The 18,336-nt window shown below is 71.3% G+C and carries 16 protein-coding genes and 1 pseudogene; 5 read left to right on the top strand and 12 right to left on the bottom strand.

Features of this window, described 5'->3' with window-relative positions:
* Positions 1-419: hypothetical protein (locus tag ND747_RS01255; protein ID WP_251731046.1), on the top strand; the 419-nt coding region annotated here is incomplete at its 5' end.
* A gap of 52 nt (positions 420-471) precedes the next feature.
* Here the strand turns inward: ND747_RS01255 and ND747_RS01250 are convergent.
* Positions 472-867: pseudogene (locus tag ND747_RS01250) on the bottom strand (SAM-dependent methyltransferase); the annotation flags it as partial.
* Positions 868-1,151: 284 nt separating this feature from the next.
* Between ND747_RS01250 and ND747_RS01245 the strand changes: the two are divergent.
* On the top strand, positions 1,152-2,027 hold the full coding sequence (locus ND747_RS01245) for an SDR family oxidoreductase (protein WP_251731045.1): 876 nt from the start codon (positions 1,152-1,154) through the stop codon (positions 2,025-2,027).
* 16 nt (positions 2,028-2,043) lie between these two features.
* Here the strand turns inward: ND747_RS01245 and ND747_RS01240 are convergent, their stop codons facing one another.
* The 9 genes from ND747_RS01240 to ND747_RS01200 all read right to left on the bottom strand — a co-directional run bounded on the left by ND747_RS01240 (position 2,044) and on the right by ND747_RS01200 (position 12,061).
* Positions 2,044-2,589: an NUDIX hydrolase gene (locus ND747_RS01240; protein WP_251731044.1), complete on the bottom strand. Its 546-nt coding sequence runs from the start codon at positions 2,587-2,589 to the stop codon at positions 2,044-2,046.
* A gap of 191 nt (positions 2,590-2,780) precedes the next feature.
* The gene (locus ND747_RS01235) at positions 2,781-4,094 is read right to left on the bottom strand and encodes a M20 family metallopeptidase (RefSeq protein WP_374216118.1); all 1,314 of its coding nucleotides are present in this window, start codon (positions 4,092-4,094) and stop codon (positions 2,781-2,783) included.
* A gap of 403 nt (positions 4,095-4,497) precedes the next feature.
* A complete protein-coding gene (gene mctP, locus ND747_RS01230) occupies positions 4,498-6,267 on the bottom strand; it encodes a monocarboxylate uptake permease MctP (RefSeq protein ID WP_251731042.1) in 1,770 nt (589 codons plus the stop codon).
* On the bottom strand, positions 6,264-6,824 hold the full coding sequence (locus ND747_RS01225; protein ID WP_251731041.1) for a DUF3311 domain-containing protein: 561 nt from the start codon (positions 6,822-6,824) through the stop codon (positions 6,264-6,266). Before ND747_RS01225 ends, mctP begins: the two co-directional genes overlap by 4 nt.
* Before the next feature lie 172 nt (positions 6,825-6,996).
* Positions 6,997-7,662 (bottom strand): GPP34 family phosphoprotein, encoded by a 666-nt coding sequence (locus tag ND747_RS01220; protein WP_251731040.1) that lies wholly within the window; start codon positions 7,660-7,662, stop codon positions 6,997-6,999.
* 556 nt (positions 7,663-8,218) lie between these two features.
* On the bottom strand, positions 8,219-8,824 hold the full coding sequence (locus ND747_RS01215) for a response regulator transcription factor (protein WP_308204537.1): 606 nt from the start codon (positions 8,822-8,824) through the stop codon (positions 8,219-8,221).
* Entirely contained in the window at positions 8,821-10,203 is a 1,383-nt protein-coding gene (locus tag ND747_RS01210) for a sensor histidine kinase (protein WP_251731037.1), read from the bottom strand. Before ND747_RS01210 ends, ND747_RS01215 begins: the two co-directional genes overlap by 4 nt.
* A 14-nt stretch (positions 10,204-10,217) precedes the next feature.
* Positions 10,218-11,030, bottom strand: a complete 813-nt coding sequence (locus ND747_RS01205) for an ABC transporter permease (RefSeq protein WP_251731035.1) — start codon at positions 11,028-11,030, stop codon at positions 10,218-10,220.
* Complete coding sequence (locus tag ND747_RS01200; RefSeq protein WP_251731034.1) at positions 11,027-12,061, bottom strand: ABC transporter ATP-binding protein; 1,035 nt, start codon at positions 12,059-12,061, stop codon at positions 11,027-11,029. Before ND747_RS01200 ends, ND747_RS01205 begins: the two co-directional genes overlap by 4 nt.
* Before the next feature lie 267 nt (positions 12,062-12,328).
* Between ND747_RS01200 and ND747_RS01195 the strand changes: the two genes are divergently transcribed.
* Both ND747_RS01195 and ND747_RS01190 read left to right on the top strand, forming a co-directional pair.
* The gene (locus ND747_RS01195) at positions 12,329-14,218 is read left to right on the top strand and encodes an MFS transporter (protein ID WP_251731033.1); all 1,890 of its coding nucleotides are present in this window, start codon (positions 12,329-12,331) and stop codon (positions 14,216-14,218) included.
* A gap of 10 nt (positions 14,219-14,228) precedes the next feature.
* Complete coding sequence (locus ND747_RS01190; RefSeq protein ID WP_251731032.1) at positions 14,229-14,771, top strand: MerR family transcriptional regulator; 543 nt, start codon at positions 14,229-14,231, stop codon at positions 14,769-14,771.
* On the opposite strand, the gene ND747_RS01185 is transcribed toward ND747_RS01190, so the two are convergent.
* Both ND747_RS01185 and ND747_RS01180 read right to left on the bottom strand, forming a co-directional pair.
* Entirely contained in the window at positions 14,719-15,861 is a 1,143-nt protein-coding gene (locus ND747_RS01185) for a PP2C family protein-serine/threonine phosphatase (RefSeq protein WP_251731031.1), read from the bottom strand. The two genes, ND747_RS01190 and ND747_RS01185, sit on opposite strands and share 53 nt — an antisense overlap.
* An 83-nt stretch (positions 15,862-15,944) precedes the next feature.
* Positions 15,945-16,619, bottom strand: a complete 675-nt coding sequence (locus ND747_RS01180) for an ester cyclase (protein WP_251731029.1) — start codon at positions 16,617-16,619, stop codon at positions 15,945-15,947.
* Between the two features lie 813 nt (positions 16,620-17,432).
* Between ND747_RS01180 and ND747_RS01175 the strand changes: the two genes are divergently transcribed.
* Positions 17,433-18,212 (top strand): hypothetical protein, encoded by a 780-nt coding sequence (locus ND747_RS01175; protein ID WP_251731027.1) that lies wholly within the window; start codon positions 17,433-17,435, stop codon positions 18,210-18,212.
* The last annotated feature ends 124 nt before the right edge of the window (positions 18,213-18,336 follow it).

Here is an 18,336-nt window from a genome sequence, read left to right as displayed (position 1 = left end):
CTCTCGCACAGGCCGGGGAACACGACCGCGCCGAGCAGATCGCTACCGCCGCCGAGCAGATCGCCCGCACCATCACCAACCCGGACTGGCAGGCCCGGGCGCTGGCCGGCGTGGCGGGGGCTCTCGCACAGGCCGGGGAACACGACCGCGCCGAGCAGATCGCTACCGCCGCCGAGCAGATCGCCCGCACCATCACCGACCCGAACTCGCAGGCCCAGGCGCTGGCTAGGGTGGCAGGCACCTTGGCCGAGACGAGACACCCCACGTTCGGGAACTCCGCGCTCGGCACCGCTCTCGCTGCGGGCGACTGGCGCACACTGCCGTTCACCGCGGTAGCGAACGTCAGTATGAAGGCACTAAGAACGATCGCCGATGCGGCGGTAGAAACACAGCCCCAGCCCGCTGCGACCAAGCCGTGAGACCTGTGCAACCCGGGAACGAACCAAATACCGGCCCGGCTAACCAATAGATGCTGATCAGCAGCCTGGAGGGCTGCGCAAGGGTGGCCGGATCGTTGTCCGTGTAGACCACCCGCGACTCCGGCGCCACCTGCTGGGCGACCTCGTGCAGGTTCGGCGACGTCGGAATGCCGGTGCCGATGTCGAGGAACTGGCGGATGCCGGCCTCGGCGGCGAGATAGCGGGTGGCCCGGGCCATGAACAGCCGGTTCTGTCGCACGACGATGCGCGAACTGGGGAACAGCTTGAGGACCTGTTCGCCGGTCTCCCGGTCGGCCGGGAAGTTGTCCTTGCCGCCGAGAAAGTAGTCGTACATCCGGGCCGGGTGGGGCACGTCGATGCGCAGGTCGACACCGCCGGCGGGTGCGCTGGTTCCATGCTGCGCGGCTGCTGCTTCGGCTTCGGTCATCGCGGCTGCGCCCCCGGATGGTCGTCTGTGCACATGATGGATGCGGAATGTAACAGACCACACCATAGTGCGTGCGTCGTCAGGCCACTGCCGGACCGTCGAGATCCGTCGCTGTCTGATCGCCGGCCGATACCGAGGCGGCCTGGGAGTGATGGTCGGGACCGGGAACGTCCACGGTTGACTTCAACCGGACATCAGGTGTCACCCTCGAGGCCCCGGGCATCGCGCAGCGCTCGCCATGGGGCGACGGAAAACTGTCAGAGGTCGATGGGAGGCTGGGCACCATGACGATTCTGGTGACGGGCGGGCGGGGCGGCGTTGCCCGTGCGCTGGTGGGAGAGCTGCTTGACGCGGGCGAGGCACCACGCATCGCCAGCCGCGAGCCGCAGCAGGCGAGCGTGCCGGGCGGTGTGGCAGTGGTCAGGCTCGATCTGGCCGACCCCGAGACGGTGCCGGCCGCGCTCGACGGGGTGAGCGCGGTGTTCCTCTACGCGGAGCCGGCCGGCATCGAGGGGTTCCTGGCGGCGGCGCGCGCGGCGAAGGTGGAGCGGATCGTGCTGCTGTCGTCGTTGTCGGCCGCGCGGGAGGTCGAGCCGGGTGCGGAGCCGAACGTCCTGGCCCGCCGGCACACCGCCGTGGAGGAGGCGATCGTCGCCAGCGGCCTGGCATGGACGTTCGTGCGCCCCGGCGCCTTCGCGACGAACGCGCTGGGGTGGGCGCCGGCCATCCGGGCTGGCCAGCCGGTGTGGGAGGCGTACCCCGAGTCGACGTCGGCGCCCATCCACGAACGGGACATCGCCGCGGTGTCCGCCGCCGCGCTGCTACAGCCCGGCCATGACGGTGCCGCCTACGCGCTGACCGGCCCGGAGTCGTTGAGCCGCCGTCGTCAGCTCGAGCTGATCGCCGAGGCGGCCGGCCGCCCGGTGCAGCTCGCGGTGGAGTCGCCCGCCCAGGCGAAGGAGCGCATGCTGGCCGCGATGGGCGAGCGTGCCTGGCCCGGCCTCGCCGACACGCTGCTCGGTTACCAGGCGGCGACCGACGGCATCCCGACGCCCGTCCTCGATGCGGTGCCGGCCATCCTGGGCCGCCCGTCTTTGACCTTTGCCGCCTGGGCCACCGAGCACGCCGCCGACTTCGTCGCCGAACCCGTCGCGGGCTGAGGCCCGCCACGGCCGGTCAGCCGGCGAGCATGGCGGTGATGCGGCGGCTGGCCGGATGGTGCAGGTCGGAAACGGGAATCCACCGATGATCGGTGACCTCGTCGAGGCGCAGGTCCACCGTTCCCGGCCCGGTCGACCGTTGTATCTGAAAAACGAACTGAAAATCGTAATGGGTGTGTTCCGGTTCGGCTCGGGTCGCATTCTCGGGAATCGTGTGGACGTCGATGTCCATCGGCAGGTCACGCAGCGCCCGGACGGCGGCCGGCTGCACGCCGGTCTCCTCGGCGAGCTCCCGCAGCGCCGCCGCCTCGAGGCTGTCGTCCTCGGCCTCGACGTGCCCACCGGGGAACAGCCAGCGGTCCAGTACCCGGTGGTGGATCTGCAGCACCCGGTAGGTCATGTCCACTGCGATGGCACCGCAGGTCACATGGCCGGGCAGGGTGTCGCGGGAGGTGACCGGCACGTCGGTGGCCGCAAGCTCGAGCAGCGGGGCCAGCGTCTCGGCCTCCCCGGGATAGGCGACCAGATAGTCCCGGACCAGGGAGATCACCCGATCGTTCAATCTGTCTTCCTTATTCGGGTCGTCGGTATTTGTGTCATCGGTCGGCGGTGGTTTTCTGCCGGCTCGCCCAGTGGCAGCGGCCACCATCTCATGATGGCATGTCCACCCCCATTTCCGGGGTGTGCCGGCACGGCGATCGCCCGGCGGTCATGGCCGGCGGCACCCGATGTCCCGATCACCCGATGTCCCGATCACCCGATGGCCGGATCGCCGCTGAGGGTGCGGGTGGCCAGCTCGGCGTACAGCACGGCACCGTCGGGCAGAACCGACTCGTCGAAGTGCGCGCGGGGGCTGTGGTTCATCGGCGCCGTGCGCGGATCGGTGCCGGGTGGTGTGGCGCCGAGGGCGATCAGGCTGCCCGGCACGTGCGCGAGCACCCGGGAGAAGTCCTCCGAGCAGGCCAGTGGATGGGCGAGCTCGACGTACCGCCGTGCACCGAACGTCTCGGTGACCGCTCGGGCGGCCAGGGCGGCCCGCACCGGATCGTTGACCGTCGCCGGCCGCTCGGGCACGAACGCCACGTCCGCCTCGACCCCGTGCCCCGCGGCGATCCCGGCCAGCAGCCGCCGCGCGGCCGTCTCCACCCGCTCGGCGGTGGCAGGCGTGAACGTCCGCACCGTCGCCTCGAACATCGCCTCGTCCGGGATGACGGTGCGCCGCGTCCCCGCCCGCAACACCCCGACGGTAATGATCACCGGGTCGAACACGTCGAACTGGCGGGTCACCATCGTCTGCAGGCCCAGCACCATCTCGGCCGCCGCCGTCACGGGATCGGCCGCCAGATGCGGCATCGACCCGTGCCCACCCTGTCCGCGCACGTGCACCCGCAGCATCGCCGACGCGGATGTGATCGCCCCCGCCCGCGCTCCGAAACTCCCACCCGGCAGTACGCCCGAGAACACGTGCAGTGCGTACGCCGCCGTCACCGGCCGTCCCGCCGCCGCCAGCACCCCTTCGTCGATCATGTGCTGCGCGCCCTCCCAGCCCTCCTCACCCGGCTGGAACATGAACACCACGTCGCCGGCGAGCCGCTCCCGCCGCGCGCACAGCAGCCGCGCCGCCCCCACCAGCATCGCCGTGTGCAGGTCATGCCCACAGGCATGCATGACCCCTTCCACCGCGGACGCCCCCGCCAGCCCCGCCCCCTCCTGCACCGGCAGCGCATCCATATCTCCGCGTAACAGCACCACCGGCGCCGCATCCACCGTCAGCGCCGGGTCCCGCGGCAACGGCGCCCGGTCCCGCGGGACCGTCCCGTCCGTCGGATGGCCAGCCCCCGCGGGAACGGACGTGTCTGATGCCCCTGATGGGAGTGCGCCGCCGCGCAGGACGGCGGTCACCGAGGTCAGGTCGTGGCCGAGGCTGATCTCCAGCGGCAACCCGTCGAGTGCGGCGAGCACCTTCTCCTGGGTGCGGGGCAGCACCAGCCCGATCTCCGGCTCCCGGTGCAGCCGTCGGCGCAGCTCGACGAGTTCGCTCGCCATCGACCGCGCGTCCCGGAGCATCCCCTCGTCAGCTGTCGGGCCGTCGAATGTCTTCCTGTCGGCCACCGAAGCCATGCCCGTCCTCCCCGTGCGCTCGCCGGCCGGCGGGCCAGCCCTCACCTCCAGTGTGCGCGGAGTTCGTCCCCGTGCGGACGACTGGCGCCCAGCGGCCGGACGGCGGCAGCCCCGGACGTCAGCCGGAAGCGGCCTCGACGCGGCGAGGCCAGCCGTCGGCGTGGGGCGCTGTTCCCGCCGGCGGCCCGGGAGCTCGAGTGCGGAGTCGAAGGCTGGTCATGCGGTGACGGTTCCGCGGAACCACTTCGCAGGCAGGGTGCGGCCGGTTCCGCGCCGAACGTGGCAGCGCAGACGCAGGCGGTCCCGAGCGGGATGGGGTGTGATGGGTGTGTGGTACGGCCGACTCGGATCAGAGGTCGGCGTGAGGCGGCGGCTGGTCTCCCGGTGGCGGCGCGACGGGTCCGTCCAGAAGGGCGACACCCGCCTTCCGGAGCTGGGCTGGCACGGGGACCTCCGCCTCCGCGACCGTTGCCGGTCGGAGCTCGTCATCCCAGGTGGTGTCAGGGCCGTTGGGGATGCGGACGGCCCGTAGCACCAGGGTGCCGGCGACGGCGATGACGAGGTTGAGGGCGAAGGCGGTCAGGGCGATGTAGCCGGCGCGGCCGACGCCGGGCACCGTGGCGAGGGCGCCGCCGAAGTGCTTCGCGACGAGACTGTGCTGGTGGTAGGCCTGCGTGGTGCCGTAGGCCATGCCGACAGCCCAGCCGGCCAGCAGCGCCCACCGGTGCAGGCGGGGGCGCCACAGGCCGAGCACGACCGCGGGGAAGGTCTGCAGGATCCACACGCCGCCGAGCAGCTGCAGATTGATCGAGTTCTGCGTGTCGAAACCGAGGACGAACACCAGCGCGCCGACCTTCACCAGCAGCGAGGCGATCTTCGACACCCGGGTCTGCTCGGCGGCGGACGCGTCGCGGCGCAGATAGCCGACGTAGATGGTCCGGGTGAACAGGTTCGCCGCGGCGATCGACATGATGGCCGCCGGGACGAGCGCGCCGACGGCGATCGCGGTGAACGCCACCCCGGCGAACCAGGCCGGAAACTCGTGGTCGAACAGCAGCGGGATCGCGAGCCGCGGATTCGTGGTGTGTACCCCGGCCGCGATCGCGACGTACCCGAGCAGCGCGATGAACGCGAGCAGCACCGTGTACAGCGGTAGAACGACCGCGTTGCGCCGGATCACGTCCCGGGACCGGGTCGAGAGCACTCCGGTGATCGAATGCGGGTAGAGGAACAGCGCCATCGCCGAACCGAGCGCGAGCGTGGCGTAGGCAAGCATGTCCTTCGAGCCGGGAACGAGCGTGGCGCTCGGCCTGCGCCCGGCGGCGACGGCAGCGGCGTTGGACGCGTCGAACTTCGCGCCGGCCGCGTCGAAGATGTGCCCGAACCCGCCGAACCGGTGGGGGAGCACCACGACGGCCACCGCGACCACCAGGTAGATCAGAAAATCCTTGACGAACGCGAGCAGCGCCGGCGCCCGCAGCCCCGCCGTGTAGGTGCACACCGCCAACACCCCGAACGCGACGATCACCGGCAGATCCCGGACGAACCCGTTGCCCGATCCCGCCCCGACCCCCATCACCTCGAGCACCGCCTGCATCCCGACCAGCTGCAACGCGATGTACGGCATGGTCGCGACCACCCCGGTCACGGCGACGGCAAGCGCGAGTGTCTGCGACCCGTACCGCCCACGGACGAGATCCGCCGGGGTGACGAAACCATTGCGACGGGCGACGTCCCACATCCGCGGCATGATCACAAAGAAGATGGGCCACATCATCGTGGTGTAGGCGACGGCGTACCACCCCGACACCGCCCCCGAGGCGTACATCGCCCCCGGCACCGCGACGAACGTGTACGCCGTGAACACGTCCCCGCCGATGAGAAACCACGCCACGAACCCACCGAACCGCCGCCCGCCCAGCCCCCACTCGTCCAGGCTGTTCAGCCCACCCTTACCGCCTGCGCCGCCGGTGGCGCCCGGACCACCGCCGCCGCCGCGTCGCCACCGTGACGCCCAGAAGCCGACCACGGCAACCGCGACGAACAACACCGCGAACACGGTGAACTGCTCCCCGTGAAACGTCGCTCCCGGCTCCGCGTCCGCCGCGACCCCGGTCACGTGCCCGGCCCTTCGCCCGAGGACGGCTCGCCGGGTGCGGCGGGTCGCTCGATCCGCGTCGGACGAACCGGTTGACCGGGCTCGGCGTCGGGGTCGCGCTGCTCGGCGAGCATGGCGCGGTCATGCCGAGGATGCTCACCCAACCGATAGACGCGACCGGACCGGCTGGGTTGGCTGGTCCGGTCAGACAGCACAGACCCACGGTCCTGCTTGGACGGTGGGTCCTGCCTGGACGGTCGGGCCTGGCCCGGCCGAGCGGGGAAACGCCCCAGTAGCCAGACGCAGCCCGCCATGGCCACCGCCCCCACGGGCAGCCACAGCAGGGTGTACCAGTAGAAGAACGGCAGCCCCCACAGCTGCGGACCGCGCCGGGCATACGTCCCGACCAGCAGCATCGCCACGATCTGGGCGCCGAGGGCGGCGGCGACAACGATCCGGGCGGCGAGAGCCGCGCCCGCCATCCCCGGTGCTGTGCCCCCGACGCCGAGCCGCGTGATGCGCGGCTCGGCGTCCGGATCGGGCCGCTGTGCGGCCGTCGCACCACGCTCGGACGTCATGCGGAGGTCATCCGGAGTCTCCCCAGGCCAGGCCATATCTTAAAGTGATCAGCCTGTCACTCTAGAGGGTTATCGCGGTGCGCCGCCGACGATCTGCGCGGTTCGCGGTAGCACGATCGTGGTCTCGTGGATTCGCTGCGTCCGCGCCGGTGCCGGTGCCGACATCGGGTGATCAGCTCGAGGTTGCCCCCGCCGTGGCGGCGACGGTGGCGGCTGCGGCTGCCGCCTGCTGGGCCTCCTGGATGACCTTGCGGACGACCGGCGCGATCGGCGTCTGCTCCGTCGCGGTCCTGATCCGCTCCTTGGCGTGCCTGCGCTCGGCGCGTTGCGGTGCCACGACCTCCAACAGTCGGGACGGCCCGGCGAGCGCGAGCACCGTCGCCGTGCGCGGGTCGAGCGGACCGTCACCGGCCGCCGCCGCCCGCAGCCGGTCGACCACCTCGTCCCGTGCCTTGGTGTAAAGCACCGGATGGTGCGTCACCGGCACGAACAGGGCCACCCTGTCGCGGCGTCGGCCGAGCACCCCGGCGTCCACCAGCCCGTCCACCACCCGTGACCAGGCGCCGCCGAGCCCCTTGTCCATCCGGCGCAGCTGGTCGGCGGCCCGCCGTCCGCGCAGCGTGCCGAGCAGACAGTGGGCGTCCGCGAGCAGGGGATGGCTCGGTGCCAACCCCGCCGGGGCAAGGCGGCGACCGTCCTCGACGACGAGCCCGTCCAGGCCGAGCTCCGCCACCAGCGCCCCGCTGAGCGCGACGTTCAGGGGCGCGCGGGAACTGTTCACCGGCGTGCCGCGATCCGGGTCGAGCGCAAGCAGCAGAAGTTCTTCGGCGAGCAACATGGCGCCCCCTCGTGATCGTCCGCATGGCGCGGCCGGAAGTCCGAGGATCATGCCCCGGCGACCACCCGGGCAATCACCCGTCGCCTTCCGGACACCCGAACGCGACCATCTCTCGCACGCCCGGCTGGCCGGGTGGTTCGCTGGCCGAGGCCTGCCCGCGCGACCGGTCGATGGCCGCGGCCCACGGGCGTCGGGCGCCGAGACCACGCCATGATCAGGTCTTGCCGAGGCTTGGTGAAGGATCCGGGCCCTCGGTTCTTCACCAGGCCTCGGCAGGATGGCGTGAGCCCCGTTCGACCTTGGCTTTGTGCTATGCTGCGGCCCTTTCGTCGATGTGCCGCCGCCGGGGAGGGCGGCGTCGTCGCACGGTGGGACACCCCAAGTGGTGGACCTGGTACAGCAGGGCATGTCTGGGTTGCGGCGGTGAAATGCCGTCGGATGTCCGGGGTGGCGTCGCTGATGCGCACCGGGACGACGGGGCTGGCGCTCTCGGGAGCGCGTGGGGTGGCCGAGCCGGCGACACCGGGCGGCAGGGGATGACCGGACACCGGACCGGTCAGAGCCAGCCGGCGTCCTCGGCCACGCGCAGGGCTTCCATGCGGTTGCGGGTGTTGGTCTTGGCGATCACCGCGGACAGGTAGTTGCGCACGGTGCCCTCGGACAGGAACAGGCGGCCGGCGATGTCGGCGACCGTGGCGCCGTCGCGGGCGGCGACCAGGACATCACGTTCGCGCCCGGTGAGCGGGCTGGCGCCCCCGGCGAGGGTCGCGGCGGCCAGGGTCGGATCGACGACCCGTTCGCCGCGGGCGACCCGGCGGATGGCATCGGCCAGTGCCTCGGCGGGTGCGTCCTTGACGACGAAGCCGAGGGCACCGGCCTCCATGGCCCGGCGCAGGTAGCCGGTGCGGCCGAAGGTCGTCACCACAAGGATCTGGGTGTGGGGTGCGGTGGCCCGCACGGCCGCGGCGGCGGCGAGCCCGTCGATGCCGGGCATCTCGACGTCCATCAGGACGACGTCCGGGTGCAGTGTCGTGACCTGGGGGACCACCTCGTCGCCGCGACCGACCTGCCCGACGACCTCGATGTCGTCCTCCAGTGCGAGCAGCGCCGCAAGAGCCCCGCGCACCAGGTGCTGGTCGTCCGCCAGCAAGACCTTGATCATTGGTTGCCCGCCTGACCCTGATCCTGGCCCCGATCCCGACTCTGACCAGCGGCGACACCGACCGACAGCCGGGCGCCTCCGGCCGGACGGCTCAGGCCACCGTCTGTTGATGCGGACGTCAGGTCGCTGCCGGGTCGGGGTTCAGTGCCGGGTCGGGGTTCAGTGCCGGGTCGGAGTCCAGCGTCGGGTCGGGGTTCGACGTCAGGTCGGGGTTCGGCGGGGGCGACGTCGACGCGCAGCCGGAAACCGGGGCGGGAGCCGCCGGGGTCGGTCGGGGCGGCCGGACCGGTCCGCAGCCGCCCGCCACTGGCCTGCACCCGTTCGGCCAGGCCGGCCAGTCCCGTCCCGGCACGGGCAGGGTCACTGGACGGTCCGCGCCCGTCATCGACGATCTCGATGGACGAGCCGCCCGGGGTGATCCGGAGATGGTTGGCGCCGGAGTGGCGGACCGCGTTCGTCACGCCCTCCCGCACCACCCAGCCGAACAGTTCCTGCAGGTGCGCGGGGACCTCGTCGCTGGAGGCCGGGAGCTGGGCGCGGATGCCCGCGGCGGCCAGCACCTGGCGGGCGGCGGCGAGCTCGGTCACCAGGCTGACCTCACGGTAGCCGGCGACGGTGGCCCGTACGTCGGCCAGTCCCGCCCGGCCGAGTGCCGCGACCTGGGCCATCTCGTCGGCGGCCCGGGCCGGGTCGCGGGCGACGAGCTTCGAGGCGAGTTCGGCCTTGACGGTGATCGTGGTGAGCGCGTGGCCGAGCAGGTCGTGCAGGTCACGGGCGATCCGCAGCCGCTCCTGCTCCTTGGCGAGCCGTTCGATCTCCTGGTGGGCGCGGTGCAGCTCGGCCTGGTTGCGGGCGCCGGCCCGGACGCCGTGCATGGTGAGCGCGGCGAACAGTACCGGCGCGGACAGTGACCACTGCGGTCCGGCGGCCTGCCACCAGGCGATGCGCTCGGGTAGCCAGGTGTCGACGACGGCGATCACCAGCACCAGCGGGATGGACACGATCGGGCGCAGCAGCAGGCTGAGCGCGACGGCCAGGTAGACCGTCATGACCAGGCCGCCGCCGCCGACCGTCGGCAGGTAGACGGCGATGCACGCCGCCATCCCGGCGAGCAGCGGGTAGCGGTATTCCAGACGCCCCTCGAACACGGCGAGCGGCAGCACCCACAGGTAGATCGCGCAGAACACGGCCAACACGGCACAGCCGAAGGCGATCGTGGCGGCGTTGTCGTGCAGGTTCGTCATGTCCCCGACGGCATAGCCCAGGTAGATGAGGAAGACTCCACCGACCCGGCGCCAGCGCCAGGCACCCATCCCCGGCTCGCCGGGCTGGCGCCCCGGCGCGGGGGAGGTCAGCCAGCGTCGCAGCCCGTCGCCCATCGTCATCACCGCCGTCAGGTACGTAGCTGGTCGCGGACGTAGGCCCGTCCGGCGGCCGCGCCGAGCACGAGCGTCCACACCACCAGGGTCACCAGGCCGCGCACGCCGATCCAGCCGCCTTCGAGCACCGCCCGGCCGGCCTGCGCCGACCAGTACATCGGCAGCACCTTCACGATATCGGCCAGCCAGTCGGGAAAGTTCTCCACCGGAACCCAGATCCCACCGGCCAGGGCCAGCAGGCTGAACAGTCCACCGATGATGGCCTGCATGTTGTCGGGGCGGACGAGATAGCCCAACCAGATCGCGAACGCGCCGAGCGGCACCAGGCCAAGCAGGATGGACACGCCCGCGCCGACATAGGTGCCGGCCGACAGATGGACGCCGCGGATCGCGGCACCCGCGATGTAGACCCCGACGATCGGCAGGACCGCGAGGCTGAAGCCCACTCCGAGCTTGCCGAGCACGTACTGCTGGCCGGACAGCGCCGTCAGCCGCAGCTGTCGGTTCCAACCGATCGAGCGTTCCATCGAGATCCGACCGGCCGTGCCGAGCACGGCGTTCATCGCCCCGAACGACGCCATGCTGATCATGATGTAGGGGGCGACGGTGAGGCCGCCGAGGCGGTCGTCGGCCCCCGAGGCGCTGAACGCGCTGAACAGGATGACCGGCAGCACCAGCATGAAGATGAGCACCCGGGGATTACGCCAGGCCCGCCTGACCTCGGTGCGGACGTACCGCAGGTAGGTGGCGGCGGCCGGCGTCGGCTGGGCCCACGCCATGGTCCGGCCGTCCGTGCTGGCCTGGCCGGATGCTGTGCTGGCGGTCATCGGTAGGCCTCCGTCTGGTCGGCGCGGCGGGCCGCATGCGCTGGCTGGGCCGGGTCGGCCTGGGTTGGGTCGGCCTGGTCCGGAACGTCCGAGGTCAGGGCGACGAAGGCGTCCTCGAGGCCGGCGCCGACGACCTCGATGTCCTCGACGCGGGGGAAACCGGCGAGCAGGGCCCGCAGGGCCGCGTCACTGTCGGGGCAGGTCAGGGCGATCGACTCGCCGCGGTGCTCGACGCGGGCCACGCCGGGCAGCCCAGCGAGCGCCGACAACGTCGCCGCGTCCAGGCCACGCAGGGTCGCCCGGATGGTGCGTCCACCGACCAGTGCCTTGACCTCGGTGGTCGGGCCGTCGGCGATGACCTGGCCGCGGCGCAGCAGCACGATGCGGTCGGCGAAGTCGTCGGCCTCCTCCAGATAGTGGGTGGCGAACAGGACGGTGCGCCCGGTGGCCGCCCAGGCCCGCATCGACGACCAGAACGCCCGGCGGCTCTCCACATCCATCGCGGCCGTCGGTTCGTCGAGGACGATGAGATCGGGGTCGGGAAGCAGGGCGAGCGCGAAGCGCACCCGCTGGCGCTGCCCGCCGGAGAGCCGGTCGGTGCGGGATCCAGCGAGTTCGGCGATGCCGGCGCGAGCGAGAACATCGTCCACGGACAGTGCCGTCGGGTACAGGCCGCGCACCGACGCGAGCATCCGCTCGATGGTGATCTCCGGCAGCAGTCCGCCGTTCTGCAGCATCGCGCCCACCCGTCCGGCCACGCAGGCCTGGCGGGGGCTGCGGCCGAACAGGCGCACCTCACCGGTGTCCGGCCGGCTCAGGCCCAGCAGCAGGTCGATGGTCGTCGACTTGCCGGCGCCGTTCGGCCCGAGCAGCGCGACGATCTCGCCCGCGGCAATCGTGAGGTCCACCCCGTCGACGGCCTGCACACTGCCGTACCGTTTGCGCAGACCGCGCAGGGCCACACTCGGCGCCGCGACGGGCGATCCGCCCGGCACATCAAGGTCAGTGGTCATGAAGGCAAGCATCGTCATCGGCGGCAACGCTCCCCAGTCATGCCCGTCACCGGTTGACCATGACAGTTGTCATGGTCAACCGGCAGACGTGCGGCGCCGCACCGCGACGGACTCGGCCGCCGGATCGAGGGCCGGCCCGGACCGGGGCCGAGGGCGGATTGGGGAGCGGGGTGGCGCGGATGGACCTACGGGGCGCCACGAAGGTGCTGGCTCAGCGCACATGCGACCAATGAAGTACGTCACATCTACCGCTGACGTGAGATGGAGGGGCTAACGTTCCCTGCCGTGACGACTTCCGACTCCGCCGTGGCGTCCGCCCCGCAGGGCGCCGGTGCCGGCCGGGCCGCGGTGAGCGGCAACTACAAGTGGATCGCCCTGTCGAACACGACCCTCGGTATCCTGATGGCGACGATCAACTCGTCGATCCTGCTCATCGCGCTGCCGGACATCTTCCGGGGGATCAGGATCGATCCGCTGGCCCCGGGGAACACGTCGTACTTCCTGTGGATCCTGATGGGGTTCCTGCTGGTCACCGCGGTGCTGGTGGTCAGCCTCGGCCGGGTTGGCGACATGTACGGCCGGGTCCGGATGTACAACCTGGGCTTCGCGATCTTCACGGTGTTCTCGATCCTGCTCGCGGTCACCTGGATGCACGGCACGACCGCAGCCCTGTGGATCATCATCATGCGGGTCGGGCAGGGCGTGGGTGGTGCGTTCCTCTACGCCAACTCGAGCGCGATCATCACCGATGCCTTCCCGGAGAACGAACGCGGTTTCGCGCTCGGTATCAACGGCGTCGCGGCGATCGCCGGATCGTTCCTGGGCCTGCTCATCGGTGGTGTGCTCGCTCCGGTCGAGTGGCACCTGGTATTCCTGGTGTCGGTACCGATCGGGGTGTTCGGGACGGTCTGGGCGTACCTGAAGCTCAAGGACAACGGTGAGCGCCACCCGGCCCGGATCGACTGGGCCGGCAACATCAGCTTCGCCGTCGGGCTGGTCGCGATTCTCACCGGGATCATCTACGGTCTGCAGCCCTACGGCGGGCACACCATGGGCTGGACCAAGCCGTTCGTGCTGATCTGCATGGTCGGCGGGCTCGCGGTGCTGATCGGGTTCGCCGTCATCGAGCTGCGATCCCCGGACCCCATGTTCCGGCTGACCCTGTTCCGCAGCCGCGGGTTCCTGATGGGCAGCCTCACCGGGCTGCTCAGCGCGCTCGCCCGCGGTGGCCTGCAGTTCATGCTGATCATCTGGCTACAGGGCATCTGGCTGCCGCTGCACGGCTACAGCTTCGAGCAGACCCCGCTGTGGGCCGGCATCTACATGATCCCGCTCACGGTCGGCTTTCTGCTCGCCGGCCCGCTGGCCGGGCGCCTGTCCGACCGCTACGGCGCCCGTCCGTTCGCCACGTTGGGCCTCGTCCTGATGGCCGCGGCGTTCCTGCTGTTCGACGTGCTGCCGATCAACTTCAACTACGTCGCGTTCGCGGCGGTCCTGCTGCTCATGGGCCTGACCATGGGCCTGTTCGTCGCGCCGAACACCAGCTCGGTGATGAACTCCCTGCCCCCGGACGGTCGTGGCGCCGGCGCCGGCATGCTCAACACCTTCCAGAACGCCGCGAGCGTGCTGTCCATCGGCGTGTTCTTCACCATCGTCGCGCTGGGCCTCGCATCGTCGCTGCCCGACTCGATGTTCTCCGGCCTGGTCGGCCAGGGCATCGACCCCGCCACGGCCCACCAGGCCGCGAACCTGCCCCCGATCGGCAGCCTGTTCGCCGCGTTCCTCGGCTACAACCCCACCCAGCAACTGCTCGGCCCGGCCGCGCTGAACTCCCTGCCCCCGGACAGGGCCGACTTCCTCACCGGCCACACCTTCTTCCCCAACCTCATCTCCGGCCCGTTCGCGGACGGTCTGCACCTCGCCTTCGCCTTCGCCGCCGGTATCTGCCTGATCGCCGGGGTCCTGTCCTGGCTGCGCGGCCCCGACGCCGTCCGTCCGCGCCGTGGGTCGGGAGCCGCCACCCACGAGGGCGTCGGGATGGCCCTCGCCGACGTCGGTGACCTGGCCTCCCTCGAGGACGGCACCGGCGGGACGCTCGCCGCCACCAGCTCGGAGGCCACGGCTCGCCCCCCCATCGTCGGACGACGCGATGCGGAACAATCGCAGGGTGGGTGACACAGCCGCAGTGCCTGAGGCAACCGTCCTGACGTCGGCGCGATCCGGGAAGGTGGGGCCGGAGCTGCGCGGGATCGGGCAGGCGGCGCAGGAGCTCGGGGTCTCCATCCGGGCGCTGCGGTACTACCAGGAGATGGGCCTGATCACCCCGTCCGGGCGGACGGCGGGCGGCAACCGGCTCTACGCACAGGAGGATCTCGATCGGGTTCGGCGGATCCGGGAGCTGCAGACCCTGCTGGGCTTCAACCTGGACGAGATCCGGCTGATCCTGGCGAGCGAGGACCGGCTCGTCCAGGTACGGGTCGAGTACCGGGCGACGTCCGACGACGCCGACCGGATGCGGTTGCTGATCGAGGCGCAGCAGACCTATCAGCGGCTTCGGGACGAGGTCAGCGACAAGATCAGGCGGCTGGCGGTGTTCCGCGACGAACTCGACGAGCGCCTGGCCACCAACGAGCGGGTACGCACCGCCGTCGTCGGTGCCCAGGCCGCCGAGGCGGTCACGGTGGAGTCCGCGGCAGCTCGACAGCCAGCAGAGCAACATCGTCGCTGAGGGTCGCGTGCGTCCACGCGCGAACGCGTCGGGCCAGGTCGTCGACCGCGTCGTCCAGACTGTGGTCGTAGCCGGCGCCGGGATCGGGGCTGAGATCGGCGAAGGCGGCTTCCACCTGGGGCAGCAGCGGGAAGAACTGGCCGGTGTCGGGGTGGCGGGCCTCGCTGATGCCGTCGGTGTAGAAGAGCAGGCGGTCGCCGGGCTGGAGCGTGACGCCCACGGTGTTGTCGTCGCCGGCCAGCAGGCCCAGCGGCGGTAGGCGGATCCCGACGTTCAGCGGATGGGCATGGCCGTCGCGTACCAGCAGGGGATCGGGGTGGCCGGCGTTGACCAGAGTGAGGCGGTGATCGTCCACCTGGCCGTTGTCGATCTGGACGACGACGGCCGTGACGAAGTCGTCCAGGCCGCACACCACGGCGGCCTCGACGTCCAGGGCGGTGAGCAGGGCGAACGGGGTGTACGCCTGGCGGGCGACGAGTCGGAAGCAGCCGAGCACGCGACTGGCGATGCGGACCGCACCGAGCCCCTTGCCCCGCACGTCCCCGATGATCAGGCGGGTGCCCCAGGGGGTGTCGAGCACCTCGTAGAGGTCTCCGCCGATGCGCGCCTCGGCGGTGGCGCTGGCGTAACGGGCCGCAAGCCGCAGGGTGCCCGAGGACGGCGGAACCGGCGTGAGAATCGACTGCTGGGCCACCTCGGCGACCCGGCTGACGTTCTGCAGCTTGGTCTCCCGGCGGGTGTTGTAGCGGCTGGCCAGCACCGCGAGCACCCCGCCGAGCGCCACCCCGCCCAGCCGGACGGCCTGCGCGGTGGGCCCCCCGCCGGCCTGCCCGAACAGATCGTCGTGCAGGCCGAGCAGGACACCGTCGAGTACGGCCAGCACGCCGTAGAGCGCTGTCAGCGGTGGCCCGGCGAAGGTGGCGGCAAGCATCGGGCTCAGGACCGCCAGCTCCAGCACGGTCCACTCCCGGTTGGCCAACGTCAGCCCCGAGACCAGCAGGAGCATCAGCAGCGGGAGCGCCCGGATGAACCACCGAACCTGCCCGGCAGCAGATCCGGCCTGGTCAGGGGCGCGATGCGGGCGCCTCATGCCAGAGCGCATACCCGCACCCGACGTCGGCGAAGCCCCGGCCAGACCGGCCGGTGTGGCGGCGCGGTCGGGCCGGGAGGCGGTCAGCCGTGTGCGTGGGAGTTCGGTGTGAGCTGGCCGCGGGCGAGCTGACCGAGGAAGTCGGTGTTGTCGTAGTAGTGGTGCGTCTCGGTGATACGCAGATCCTCGGTCACCTTCGCGACGGTGATACCGAACATCTCGATACGCTCGCCGGTTGGCTCCACCCCCTTGTAGGGTCCGCTGAACGTCCCCCAGTGCCGCCACTTGAACGTGATGGTGGGCGGCGGCGAGTAGACCTCGAGCACCTCCCAGAAGAAACCACCCGGAAAGGCCTGGTGAAACACGTCATGGGACGACTCGAAGGTCTCCTGTTCCGCCGAGTAGTACGGGTTCTCCCCGATCAGGACGTTGTAACTGCCCCGCTCGGCCAGCTCCGCGCTGCCGACCGGCTGCCCGCCGTTGACGCTGACCAGCACCTTTTCCGCGACCATGCTGACCCAGTCGGCGGGGTTCTTCTTGTGCGACAGCTCCATCTCGAACACCTGCACGACCCGCTCCACGATGTCCGCGAGGGAGCCGGGCGCGTGCTGCGAGGTGCGTTCCGCCGGCATGTCCCGATGGGACAGGTGGTAGTCCGGTGGTTCGCCGTCCCGCCAGTCCGCGTCGGCCGAGGCGGCGATGACCGCCTCCCGACCCTGCACGTGCAGAGGCTGGTCGGGTGTCGCAGTGTCGGTCACGCGTACATCCTCTCCTGGTTGTCGAACACCCTGTCGTGGCGAGGCCATGACAGGACCGGCTCCGGATGTGCTCCTCGCGCGGGCATGGTTGACCCCCGTTTATGGCTTGGAATGTGAACGAGGACACCGAGGACACCCGGGAGCGGCTGCCGATCAATGACGCGTGAAATTGTCCCTGAACGGATGCATTTTTGGAAGAGCCGGAAGTCCGTCAACGACAGCCCGGTCGTCCCCGCCGTCTGCCGGTCGCGCATGGCACAATGCAGCCCCGTCGATCTGTTCGGGCGGCCCCGTCGACCGGTTCGGCCGACTGCGTTCCAGGCTGGACGGGCCTGTTGGTGGTGCGTTTCCTGCGCCGGCCTGTTTCGGAAATGATGCGCGGGTGGGGATGGCGGAAGCGGCATGGATGTGCGTTACGGGGGCATGGCGGGCTGGCCTGACCAGGTCCTGGCCGCAGCGGCCGGTGGATGCGAGCCTGAGTCGGGTGTTGCAGGTCGGTGGCTCGCCGCCACCACGGCGGTGGCAGTGGCGGCGGTGCGCAGCCGGGCCGCCGACGATTGCCGACGACGGTCGCCGCTGGCGGCCGACCTGGGTCGTTGGGTAACCGAATGGGGGTAGAGGCACCACCGGAACGGGCTAGCTGCGATCCTCTTACCAGCCAATTCTGACTATAAATGGCGTGGCTAGAACAAACTGGCCCGTAGATGTTGACCGGCCGTTCACTCCGCGCTGCCACCCTCGGCTCGGCGCATCGGGCGACCGCGTCCGGCAGAACGTCAGGGAAGGGATCGTGATGGGTGACCAGGACCAGCCGTGGGCACAGGTACGGGCGCGGGCGCGATGAGCGGGCCACTGATCGTGGGTGTGGACGCCGGCTGTGTCACCCTGCATGACGCCGATCTGCTCGTGCACCGGCTGGTCGAGGCCCTGGAACTGCCCGCGGACACGGTGGCCTGCACCCACACCGTCGGCGCGGGCACCGGGCACGTCGCCCTGTCGTTCGCCCTGCCGGTGGGTTGGCGGGACCAGGCGGCCTGGCGCCGGGTTGCCTATCTCGCCGGCGATCTCGCCGCCGCCGAGCTGACCGCGGCCAGGCGGGCCGCCGCGGGGTTGGGCCGTGGCACCGGCGCCGCGGCGGCCGACCTGGCGCTGACCGGGTTCGTCGAGGTCGAGGCTCTGATCTACGGTCCGGTCGGGGTGGCCACCGCCGCGGAGCGCATCGGCCCGCCCGTGCTCGCGGACGGTGCCGCCCAGGCCGTCGCCGACCACACGGAGCGCCAGGGCGGCCGGGCGGTGGTGTACCCGGGAGTCAGCCGGCTGCGCGGGACGGTGTCGGTGGAGACGGTGCTGGGACAGACGGCGGTCGGCCGGGTGGTCGCCCCCGTGGGCCAGGCCGCGCCGCGCCGCTCCGATCTGCTGCGCACCCGCAACCACGTCCGTCCGGTGTGGCGTGACGGGGTCCTGACCCTGCACGCCGCCGCCGAACGCGGCCGGGTGTTCGCACCGTCCGAGGTGCCGCCCACGTCCGAGTCCGTGGCGCCGGCGCCGGCAGCCGCAGCCACCTCCACCCCCGCCGCCGTCCGACCCCGGTAGCTCCGTCCGCCGACCCCGGTAGCCATCGGACCTGGTGGCGCGGTCCACGCGGTCCATGAGCGTTTCCGGCTGTGGTCAGGTGCTGGGGCAGCTGCGGGCACACCATCCGGGGCGGTACCCGGTA

This window comes from Frankia sp. R82 (genome assembly GCF_023716925.1).
GTDB lineage: Bacteria > Actinomycetota > Actinomycetes > Frankiales > Frankiaceae > Frankia.
The sequence above is the reverse complement of the archived record's forward strand: the minus strand, read 5'-3'. Positions and strand labels throughout refer to the sequence as shown.

What these genes read in the sequence shown, in the direction of transcription:
- ND747_RS01185 (WP_251731031.1), bottom strand. Translation starts at nt 15,861, where the DNA reads ATGAGGCGCCCGCATCGCGCCCCTGACCAGGCCGGATCTGCTGCCGGG.
- ND747_RS01205 (WP_251731035.1), bottom strand. Translation starts at nt 11,030, where the DNA reads ATGACCGCCAGCACAGCATCCGGCCAGGCCAGCACGGACGGCCGGACC.
- ND747_RS01215 (WP_308204537.1), bottom strand. Translation starts at nt 8,824, where the DNA reads ATGATCAAGGTCTTGCTGGCGGACGACCAGCACCTGGTGCGCGGGGCT.
- ND747_RS01220 (WP_251731040.1), bottom strand. Translation starts at nt 7,662, where the DNA reads ATGTTGCTCGCCGAAGAACTTCTGCTGCTTGCGCTCGACCCGGATCGC.
- ND747_RS01235 (WP_374216118.1), bottom strand. Translation starts at nt 4,094, where the DNA reads ATGCTCCGGGACGCGCGGTCGATGGCGAGCGAACTCGTCGAGCTGCGC.
- ND747_RS01245 (WP_251731045.1), top strand. Translation starts at nt 1,152, where the DNA reads ATGACGATTCTGGTGACGGGCGGGCGGGGCGGCGTTGCCCGTGCGCTG.
- ND747_RS01200 (WP_251731034.1), bottom strand. Translation starts at nt 12,061, where the DNA reads ATGACGATGCTTGCCTTCATGACCACTGACCTTGATGTGCCGGGCGGA.
- ND747_RS01210 (WP_251731037.1), bottom strand. Translation starts at nt 10,203, where the DNA reads ATGGGCGACGGGCTGCGACGCTGGCTGACCTCCCCCGCGCCGGGGCGC.
- ND747_RS01225 (WP_251731041.1), bottom strand. Translation starts at nt 6,824, where the DNA reads ATGACGTCCGAGCGTGGTGCGACGGCCGCACAGCGGCCCGATCCGGAC.